Raw genomic sequence first — 11056 nt, forward strand, 5'->3', positions numbered from 1 at the left:
ACAGAACTCACAGAATCAAATTGTTTATCTTAAAAAGTATCTGTATTAAAACAAAAAAAACCGCAATTGCTTGCAGTTTTCTATATTATAAATCTTTTTGATTTAATCAACAATCTTGAAATCCAGCTGTTTGGCGATCAGATTGGCTTTCACCACTTTAATCTGAACATTGTCTCCGAGCTGATACCTTTTACCATGTCTCGATCCATACACCGCATGGGTTTTTGCATCGTAGGTATAGGAATCATCCATCAAATCCCGTAATTTGATCAGTCCTTCGGCACCGTTCTCAGGGATCTCTACCCAGAAACCGAATTCTGCAACTCCGGAAATCACCCCGTTGAACGTCTCTCCCAGATGTTTTTCCATGAATTTCACCTGCATGTATTTAATGGAATCCCTTTCCGCATCGGCAGCCAGTCTTTCCATGGAACTGCAGTGCTTTGCTTTTTCCTCCAGTTCGGCTTTATTCGGGGACTTTCCGCCATCCAGATAATGCTGAAGCAACCGGTGGGCAATCAGATCGGGATAACGGCGGATCGGAGAGGTAAAGTGGCTGTAATAGTCGAAACCAAGACCGTAGTGGCCAATCGGTTCGGTAGAATAGACCGCTTTGCTCATACTTCTCATGGCGAGCGTTTCAATCATATTTTCTTCGCCTTTGCCTTTCACGTCATGCAGTAATTTATTTAAAGATTCCGCTACTTTTTTGGTATTGGCAAGATCCATTTTATATCCGAAAGTGGAAACAAAATCTCTTAAAGATTCCAGTTTTGCCGGATCCGGATCATCGTGAATCCTGTAAATAAAAGTGTTTTGGGAAATTTCGCCTCTTTTGTTCAGCGAAACGAATTCAGATACTTTTTTATTGGCCAGCAACATAAATTCTTCGATCAGGTGATTGGAATCTTTGCTGATCTTAAAGTATACCCCAATCGGTTCGTTGTTTTCATCAAGATTGAAACGCACTTCGCTTCGGTCAAACGTAATCGCTCCATCTTTAATCCTTTTCTGACGCATGATTTTCGCCAATCCGTCAAGAACAAGAATTTCTTCCTTGAAATCACCGTCTTTCCCTTCAATTCTTTCCTGAGCTTCTTCATAGGTGAATCTCCGGTCGGAATGGATTACCGTTCTTCCAAACCACTGTTTTTTAATTTCCGCTTTATCATTAAGCTCAAAAACAGCAGAAAAGGTAAATTTATCTTCATGTGGACGAAGTGAGCACACATCATTACTCAATACCTCCGGAAGCATCGGCACTACACGATCTACCAGATAGACAGAGGTAGCACGCTGATACGCTTCATCATCAAGCATGGTTCCCGGAACTACGTAATGGGAAACGTCTGCGATGTGAACGCCGACTTCCCAGTTCCCATTCTCCAGTTTTCTGATGGATAAAGCGTCATCAAAGTCTTTTGCATCTTTCGGGTCGATGGTAAAGGTCGTAATTCCCCGCATATCCCAACGTTTGGCCACTTCATCCTCATTGATGCTTCTGTCGATCTTATCGGCATCCCTTTCCACTTCTTCAGGGAATTCATAAGGCAATCCGTATTCTGCAAGAATCGAGTGGATCTCTGTTTCATGTTCTCCCGGAGCACCTAAAACCTGTATGATTTCTCCTTCAGGATTTTTATCACCCGGTCGCCATTCCGTCATCTTTACGATTACCTTATCACCGTCCTGGGCCCCTCCGAATTTACCTTTCGGAATAAAAATATCGGTATTGATGGTCTTTTTATCGCAAACCACAAATCCGAAATCTTTATGAGGAACCATCTGCAAGGTCCCGACAAATTCCGTCCTGGTTCTTTCCAGGACTTCCAGTACCGAACCTTCCAGCTTCTTTCCTTTATAGGTATAAGTGACAATTAAAACCTTGTCACCCTGTAATGCGTCTTTCACGTTTTTGGAATGGATAAAGATATCATCTTCCAATCCTTCTACGTTCACATAAGCATTTCCGGACTGGTTGAAATCGATGATTCCCGATAACGTCCCTTTAATATTAAGGTTGATGATATACTTTCCTTTTTCGCTTTCCTTGATTCTTCCGTCAGCCTGCAGCCTGTGCAGAGACTGAATTACCAATTCGCGCTGTCTAGGGTTCTTATAATCGATTCCGTCTGCAATCTGTTTGTAGTTGTAGACTTTCGTGGAATTCTCATTCATAAATCTAAGGATCAGCTTGCCGATCTCTCTTAATTTATGGTCGTTTTTCTGACTTATATATTTTCTTTTTTTTGCCATTTATTATAATTTTTATTCGGTCATCTGTAAATGACCATTTTCTTCTTCTGATGAAATCACTCTCTATTAATTTATAAAAAAACATTTCTACAAAGGAATCGGAGAGTAGAAGCTGTTTCTTATTCATCTATAGAATTGCGACATCAATTTTCCTTCCAATTCTGCTATAACGGAAGTTTTAGGTTTGTATAAATGTAATACAAATATGGAGAAGAATGATAAAACCTGGGATGGAAATATAATTTTATTATATCTTCAGGTCTGAATGGAAATAACAGGCGGTAAACCTGTCGGACGTTGCAAATATACAAAATAAAAAATAAAATAAGGCTTGCAATATGATTTACAAGCCTTTATCTATTTAGCAAAATGCAATTTTATCAACTCTTTTCTGGTGTCTGCCTCCTTCAAAGTCTGTAGAAAGGAATTTATCGGCAATTTCCATGGCCAGTTCCTTTGAAATAAACCTTGCAGGAATGGAAATCATATTCGCGTCGTTATGCTGTCTCGCCAGTACCGCAATTTCCGGCAGCCAGCAAAGCGCGCATCGGATCTTCTGATGTTTGTTGGCCGTGATCTGTACACCGTTTCCGCTTCCGCAGATTAAAATTCCCAGCTCATTCTCTCCGTTCTCAACGGATGTTGCCGCAGGATGAACAAAGTCCGGATAATCCACACTGTCTGTGGAAAACGTTCCAAAATCCTGAATTTCAAATCTTTCTGAAAGATAGTTCTTCACAATCTCTTTATATTCATAGCCTGCATGGTCTGCAGCGATTGCTATTTTCCGTTTCATAATTTTTGTATTAAGCCTTTTTTTAGATTTATTCACACAAATTTAAGTATAATGTGGATAAGTCTTAAATTTTTTGGGAATTAATTGTGAAATAGGTTGTGAGTAAATGTTGAAAAAAGAAGCAAAATAAATCTTTCGTAACATTGGAAAATTTTGTAATGAAGATTGGCATCATAAAATCCAAGATATTTTTTCACAAAGTTTTCTGGAGAAACTCCCGTGGTTTTCCATAGTTACTTTATTCATATTTCATTTTGGGGAAAATTACTCACAATTATGGATAACTATTTTAAATTACCTATTTACAATACTTTACAATGTAGATAAATTGTGAATTACGTTACGATTTAATATGAAAAAGTATTTCATTGAAATTTATCCCCGAAACTAACAATACTCAACAACAGTACCCATTTATTTTTTTTAAGAGAAAAGAAAATATGTTGATTGATGAATGTTGAGGCTGCGGGAAACTTTTTGAAAACTTTTGAGAGGCGGTCTCGTTCTGAAAATTTTAAAATCTTACATTTGTGAAACGAAAATCGAAAGAAGCGATGAATCGGCCTGGCCGGAAATTTTTAGCAAGTTTTCCCGGGAACCGGTCCGTTTGTCCGAAAAATATAAAATGTACATATGAAAACAATCAATGATTTCAATTTCAACGGCAAGAAGGCTCTTGTAAGAGTTGATTTTAATGTTCCGCAGGACGACCAGCTGAAGGTTACAGACAATACAAGAATTGTAGCCGTAAAGCCTACCGTGGAAAAAATTCTGAAAGACGGCGGATCCGTAATTTTAATGGCTCACCTGGGAAGACCGAAAGGAGAAGCAAAGGATGAGTTTTCGCTTAAGCATATTGTTGATGAAGTTTCCAGTGTATTGGGAAAAGAAGTTAAGTTTGTAGAGGAATCTGTAGGAGAAAATGCTCAACAGGCAGCTGCTGACCTTCAGCCCGGAGAAGTTCTTTTGCTGGAAAACCTACGTTTTCACAATGAGGAAGAAAAAGGGGATGAAGCATTTGCCGAAAAATTATCGAAGCTGGCTGATGCTTATGTAAACGACGCATTCGGTACTGCACACCGGGCCCATGCTTCCACCGCGGTTATTGCTAAATTCTTTCCTTCAACTAAATTCTTCGGTTTATTAATGGCTAAAGAGCTTCAGGCAATCGATAAAGTACTGAAGAGCGGTGAAAAGCCTGTAACGGCTATTTTAGGAGGTTCAAAGGTTTCAACTAAAATTACCATTATAGAAAATATACTTCCGGCAGTTGATAATCTGATCATCGGAGGCGGAATGGCATTTACTTTCATCAAAGCATTGGGAGGAAAGATCGGAACTTCATTGGTGGAAGAAGATAAACTTCCTCTGGCTCTTGAAATTTTAGGAAAAGCGAAAGAGCACAATGTAAAAGTATATCTTCCTTTAGATACTATCGTCGCCGAGAGTTTCAGTAACGATGCAGAAAGAAAGGAAGCGGATATTTATGCTATTCCTGAAGGATGGATGGGGATGGATGCCGGTCCGAAATCAAGAGATCAGTTCAATGATGTATTGTTGAACTCGAGAACGATTCTTTGGAATGGTCCGATCGGTGTTTTCGAAATGTCCAACTTTTCTGCGGGAACGGTTGCTTTAGGAGACAGCATTGCCGAAGCTACCAAGCAGGGAGCTTTTTCTTTAGTAGGAGGGGGAGACAGTGTGGCTTTCGTTAAGCAGTTCGGATATGATGATAAAGTAAGTTATGTTTCTACCGGAGGCGGAGCGATGCTTGAAAGTCTGGAAGGATTGGAACTTCCTGGAGTTGCTGCAATCAACCAATAAAAAAATATTTTTATAAATAATAGTCCGTTGAAATTTCAGCGGACTTTTTATTTGAGCTTACATTAAGTTTCTGATTTTTTGAATTTGAAAATAGTGTAGGGTTTGTTTTTTCAAATTTCATTTATTGCAACCTTGATTCGTTTGTAAATTGAAAGATGGCAAGATTGATTTATGTATAAAGTCTTGGCATATCCAATTCTTCTTTATAAAAATTTTTATTTCTTATTTGTTTTTGGTTAATTTTTAATTCTCTGTCACAGTTTCCATTTTCTTTTTCCATTTTTTAAAATTTGTTTAGGGGGGTGTGGCTGGATTATTATAAGAATTCATGATTGCTTTATATTTCGTCAATTTTAACAACCTTTATTTTTATATCCATTTTTTATCTGCTTTTTGATACTTACTAACTTGTTACTAACAATTTTGAGAAACACAGAATGAAATTTTTAACGATCACAAAGTTTTACGAAAAATTTCAAAATCTATAAGTGGAGTAGGGGAGGAGATAAAAATAAAAATCCAGGATTTTTCCCGGATTTAAGTTTTTTGAGGCTCAAATAGTGAAAATTTGACCTTCAGAAATGCCTCAAAAATCGATTTTCTATTTTTTTTCGATAATGTATATCAAACTTGAAAATTCGTTGGAAAAAAGCGCTTTTATGTTAGAAATCGTTCCATAGATTACCGCTTTTACCCAAAAAAGAGATGATTTTTTATATTTTTCGCTTAGCATGGAGATGTAATAGGAATCCAGAACCAACGGTTTGATTTTTCTCAGTTTCCAGTTTGGCTTTTTGGCAATCAGGTTTTCCATACCGTTTTTAGAAAAATGAAAAATATGCCTTGGTACATCGTAAGCAGCCCAATACTCCTTATAATGTTTCGCATCGTAAGAAGTAGGATTGGGAACGGCAATTATCAGCAGTCCTTTTTCCTTTAATTTACTGCTGAAGATTTCCAGCATTTCATCCTGATTTTCGATATGCTCAAAAACATGCCATAAGGTGATCGCATCAAGGGTTCCATTTTCGACCGTTTGAATATTGTCTAAAATCCTGGCTTTTGAAATTTTTTGTTGTGCTGCATTTCGGGCATCGGCATCCGGTTCAAATCCGAATGTTTCAAAATCATTCTCGATATATTTTACAAATTCTCCTGCACCGCACCCGTAATCCAATACTTTAGATCCTTTTTTAATCCGATCCAGCAGAATGGTCTTCTTGTACTGTAGATTAAATGACTGTAAAAATTTATAAAGCTTTTCCTTTAAGCTTCCTGAATCCTGATGGTGGGAAATATAATCTTCACTTTCATAGTATCTGGAAATATCCGATGGAATAGGGGAGGTCCTGAAAACACCTCTTGTATCCGTTTCTTTGATTTCAAATATTTCCTGAGAAAGAAAATGATCTTTTATTTTCATTTGATTTTCTTTTCTTTTATATTAAAAAATTAAGATATCCAGAGCTTATCAGAAGCTCATAAATACCTTAATTTTCGTTTTAAATTTCTAAATGTTTCACGTGAAACATTTTTATTTTAACGTCCTAAATAGACCAGTAAAACATTAATATCTGCCGGCGACGCTCCGCTAATTCTTCCAGCCTGTGCGATGGTCTTTGGTCTTACTTTAGACATTTTCTGTTTCGCTTCTGCAGAAAGGCTGGAGATCTTGGAATAATCAAAATCTTCCGGAATTTTAATATTTTCCAAACGGTTTAGCTTCGCTACATTTTCTTTTTCCTTTTCAATATAGCCTCTGTATTTAATATTTACTTCAGCCTGTTCCCTCACTTCTTCATCATAAGCAGAAGAAACCTCATTAATAAAATCGATTCCATCCAGCTTTTCCAATGTCATATTTGGTCTTGTAAGAATCTGTGCAGCACGGTAAGCTTGATCTACGGGGCTGCTTTCAATGGTTTCCAGGATTGGGTTAATTATTCCCGGCTTTAAAGAAGTTTCCCGTAAAAAGATCTCAAGTTCTTCACTTTTAGCTACTTTCTCGTGTACTCTTTTCAGCCTGTCTTCTTTTGCTAATCCCAGATCATATGCTTTCTGCGTTAATCTGATATCAGCATTGTCCTGTCTCAGAAGAAGCCTGTATTCTGCTCTGGAAGTAAACATCCGGTATGGTTCTTCCGTACCTTTTGTAATCAGGTCATCAATTAAGACACCGATATATGCTTCGTCTCGATTCAGAATAAATTCTTCTTTTTCCTTTACTTTGTTATGGGCATTGATTCCCGCAATCAGACCTTGTCCGGCTGCTTCCTCATATCCTGTAGTCCCGTTGATCTGACCTGCAAAATACAAATTGTCGATCAGTTTTGTTTCCAAGGTATGCTTTAATTGGGTAGGAGGGAAGTAGTCATATTCAATCGCATAGCCCGGACGGAAAACCTTTACATTTTCAAATCCCGGAATATGTTTCATGGCTTTGATCTGGACATCTTCCGGCAAAGAAGAGCTGAATCCGTTTACATAGATTTCAACGGTTTTCCACCCTTCCGGTTCTACGAAAAGCTGGTGTCTGTTTCTTTCTGCGAAACGGTTGATTTTATCTTCAATACTCGGGCAATATCTAGGTCCTAAACTTTGAATGGTCCCGTTGAACATTGGGCTCCTGTCGAAACCTTCCCGCAAAATATCGTGCACCGTTTCATTAGTGTAGACGATATGGCAGCTTAATTGTTTGGTTAATTTAGGAGTATCCAGATAACTGAACTTCTGGGGATTTTCATCACCTTTCTGTTCTTCCATTTTAGAATAGTCCAGGCTTCTTCCATCTACTCTCGGTGGAGTACCGGTCTTCATTCTTCCGGCCTCAAAACCCAGAGAAACCAATTGTTCGGTAATTCCGAAAGCTCTCGGTTCACCCATTCGTCCACCGCCTAATTGTTTATCACCAACGTGGATCAGACCATTCAGGAAAGTTCCATTGGTAAGAACTACGGAACGTCCTTTGATCTCAATTCCTAACGAAGTAACAACGCCTGTTACTTTATTATTTTCAACGATCAGCTGTTTTACCATGTCCTGAAAGAAATCAAGATTCGGTGTATTTTCCAATGCCAGCCGCCATTCTTCAGCAAAGAACATTCTGTCATTTTGCGTTCTTGGCGACCACATGGCCGGTCCTTTGGAAAGGTTCAGCATTTTAAACTGGATGGCAGATTTATCTGCTACAATTCCTGAATATCCTCCCATCGCATCGATTTCCCGTACGATCTGTCCTTTCGCAATTCCTCCCATCGCAGGGTTACAGCTCATCTGCCCGATTGTCTGCATGTTCATGGTAATAAGCAGCGTTTTCGACCCTAAGTTTGCCGCCGCCGCTGCCGCTTCACATCCTGCATGGCCTGCGCCGACTACGATTACATCATATATTTCTGAAACCATTTTTATTGCTTGTTTTAAGCCTTATATTTTACTTTTTTTTACAAATGTTTCACGTGAAACATTATCGTTTTTTACAGTCTTGAATCGCCTGTATTGCGGTCTTATCTAGCCCCGATCGCAGCATTTGTCTGAGCTCGTTTTCTTTTTCAGAAAGAAAACAGCGAGTGCGGAGAGCGGGATAAAGCTCCTGAAAAGTAAGCTTATCTGTATTTGGCTAAATAATGATCTTCTTTTCCACGCATCTGTTTTTCCTCGGCCTCTGTTTTGTCCTTATATCCGCAAAGATGGAGAATGCCGTGAGCCAATACTCTTCTCAGTTCTTCTTCATAGTTTTTGGATAGGGTAGAAGCATTATCGGAAATGCGCTGCAAAGATACGAAAATCTCCCCGCTTATTGTCCTGCCTTTTACATAGTCAAATGTAATGATATCAGTATAGTAATCATGCTGAAGATAATCCTGGTTTACTTTCAGCAAATAGTCGTCGTCGCAGAAAATGTAGTTGATTTCACCCAGCTTTTTTTCTTCTGAAAGAATGATGTCTTCCAGCCATGCGGTATAATCCGTATTTACAGATTCCAGTAAATTTTCGTAAAAAAATTGTATCATTGTAATTAAAACCAGTGTCCTAAAATAACACTGAATATGCCTTTTTGATTGTTTTTAAGAGAGTGACTGAAGTTCACTTTGATCTGTCCGAAAGGAGATTTGTATCCAGCCGTAATTCCCAGGGAACTATAATTAAGTTTTACCGTGTCTTCAAAAGATATATCATTTGAAAGATTGGCAAAAGAAAAGTTTCCGCTCAAAAAATAGTTTTTATTGAATTTAAACTGAAGATCATTTGAAATTAAAATCACGTTGTTGGTGCTCAGCTGTGCAAAATAGAATCCGGAGAAGCTTCTGAAATTAATGATATTCTGTTCGAATATTCCGCCCAGCCTGTATTTATAAAATTCAGGCAGATTCTCTCCTAAGGTGATTCCGCCATAAAGATTCAGTCTGTAAGCAAACTGTTTAGACAAGGGAATGTTTATCCTGATATCCGCCTTGATCTGAACCAGTCTTCTCTCTACTTCAGATTTTAGCAGATCGATTACTTTTCCTTCCGCATTAATGTAAATCCCGCGGGTAGGGAAGTCCCTGTCATTTTGAGTATCGCTTTTCAGAAATACGTAAGGATTCAGGAAACGGCTGTATCTTTTGTTGTCGCCATTGAATTCCGCTTCGAAATAATCGTGGCTGATTCCGCCGCCGACTGCAAATTTATCTTTCCATATCGATTGGATGTACGCTTCGTTTCTGAGCCATTCCCATTTATCGAATTCATTGTTGCTGGTGTCCCTGAGGCTAAAGCTCATCCCGGAAGAATAGATTCCGAAACCTGGAATATATCCGTTATCGATAAAATAATTTAAATAATATCGTGGTTTGTCTCCTACGATGACATCGAGGGAGAGATTGGAATTCCTAAATAAAAGACGCTTTGCTGAGTAATTGATAAGAAGTCCGGTTTTAAAAATTTCATCGTAATGCAGCCCGAATTTAAGGAAATGCCTGGCTTCATCTTCCGTAACATAAAGCTTAAGATAATTGGCCCTGCTGTCGGAAATAATATCGTAGTTGATGAATTTGTAGTTATTCGTTGCAACAAGCTTATCTATTCGTTTATTGATGCTGCCGTAGGTCTGCATGGAGGGAAGGCGTAATCCCATTTTTCCGAGAACATAGTTTTTGCCATAGATTCTGTTTCCTTCGATGGCAATGCTGTCGATCTTGTAAACATTGGAGTAAATAGGGCTCATTTGCTGTCTGATCCGGTCGAAAGGACGCTTCGGGAGCTCATCCAGAATATCGGCGTATTTCATACCTTCTGCGTAGCCGCTGTCCAGGATCTTTTTCTTGTCATCGTAGCTTGTGGCAGTCATGCCCTGGAGGTTCGGCTTGATATTAATATCGGTATACTTATACTGTCGTTCCGTATCTTTTTTTATCCCGAAATCAATTACCTGGTTCAGGATGGCAATGATGCTGTTCAGATCTTCTCTTTTAGAAAGGTCCTGATTCAGGTCTACCCCGATTACGATATCAATCCCTTTATCCTTTAAAGGTTTTGAAGGGTAGTTTACCGTCATGGCTCCGTCGATATAAATACTGTCATTGATTTTTACCGGATCCATGAGCGACGGAAAAGCAGAACTCGCCATAATGGACTGCACCAGATCTCCCTTTTCAAAAATCTGCATATTTCCGCTTTCCAGATTGGTGGCTACACACATGAAAGGAATCGGCAATTTTGAAAAGTCATCGATGTTCGAAACATTTTTAAAAAGTTCTTTTAACAGGTATACGTTTTTCTGCCCGGAACTAATCGAGGAGGGAAGGGTGATCTTCCCGTCTTTCAGCGGGATGGATAAAAGGTATTTGTCTACCGATTTATTGAAGAAAGTGGTTTCCTGTCGTTTTGCTTTTGGATCTGTGATGAGCGAATAGAAATCCGTATCCATAACAATCTTTTCAATCTCTTTTCCGGAATACCCGGAAGCGTACAGACCTCCGACGATGGCCCCCATGCTGGTTCCGGCAATATAATCTACCTTTACTCCTAAAGAATCCAGCACTTTAAGAACGCCTACATGAGAAAATCCTTTAGCTCCTCCGCCGGCAAGCGAAAGTCCGATTCTTGGGTTTTTCGGAATCACCAGGTCTTTTCTTACTTGAGACTGGATCAGAAGCAATTGAAATGCAAATAAAATAATCAGGAGCTTTCTCATAGGCT

General features: G+C 38.8%; 7 protein-coding genes. 1 reads left to right on the forward strand and 6 read right to left on the reverse strand.

Going from position 1 to position 11056, the window contains the following annotated elements:
* Positions 1–102: 102 nt before the first annotated feature.
* Positions 103–2256: a ribonuclease R gene (rnr, locus tag QE422_RS02105; protein WP_307454794.1), complete on the reverse strand. Its 2154-nt coding sequence runs from the start codon at positions 2254–2256 to the stop codon at positions 103–105.
* Between the two features lie 361 nt (positions 2257–2617).
* The gene (gene rpiB, locus QE422_RS02110) at positions 2618–3052 is read right to left on the reverse strand and encodes a ribose 5-phosphate isomerase B (protein WP_307454795.1); all 435 of its coding nucleotides are present in this window, start codon (positions 3050–3052) and stop codon (positions 2618–2620) included.
* Between the two features lie 633 nt (positions 3053–3685).
* Here rpiB and pgk point away from each other — a divergent pair.
* A complete protein-coding gene (gene pgk / locus QE422_RS02115) occupies positions 3686–4876 on the forward strand; it encodes a phosphoglycerate kinase (protein ID WP_307454797.1) in 1191 nt (396 codons plus the stop codon).
* Positions 4877–5477: 601 nt separating this feature from the next.
* On the opposite strand, the gene QE422_RS02120 is transcribed toward pgk, so the two are convergent.
* The 4 genes from QE422_RS02120 to QE422_RS02135 form a co-directional block, all read right to left on the reverse strand.
* Positions 5478–6299 (reverse strand): class I SAM-dependent methyltransferase, encoded by an 822-nt coding sequence (locus QE422_RS02120; protein ID WP_307454798.1) that lies wholly within the window; start codon positions 6297–6299, stop codon positions 5478–5480.
* A gap of 116 nt (positions 6300–6415) precedes the next feature.
* Positions 6416–8278 carry a tRNA uridine-5-carboxymethylaminomethyl(34) synthesis enzyme MnmG gene (gene mnmG / locus QE422_RS02125; RefSeq protein WP_307454799.1) on the reverse strand — a complete coding sequence of 621 codons (1863 nt, stop codon included), beginning with the start codon at positions 8276–8278 and terminating at the stop codon, positions 6416–6418.
* Positions 8279–8478: 200 nt separating this feature from the next.
* Positions 8479–8886: an rRNA maturation RNase YbeY gene (gene ybeY / locus QE422_RS02130; RefSeq protein WP_307454800.1), complete on the reverse strand. Its 408-nt coding sequence runs from the start codon at positions 8884–8886 to the stop codon at positions 8479–8481.
* Positions 8887–8891: 5 nt separating this feature from the next.
* A complete protein-coding gene (locus QE422_RS02135; RefSeq protein WP_307454801.1) occupies positions 8892–11051 on the reverse strand; it encodes a patatin-like phospholipase family protein in 2160 nt (719 codons plus the stop codon).
* Between the last annotated feature and the right edge of the window lie 5 nt (positions 11052–11056).

It is taken from the genome of Chryseobacterium sp. SORGH_AS_0447 (assembly GCF_030818695.1).
In the GTDB taxonomy this organism is placed as follows: Bacteria; Bacteroidota; Bacteroidia; order Flavobacteriales; family Weeksellaceae; genus Chryseobacterium.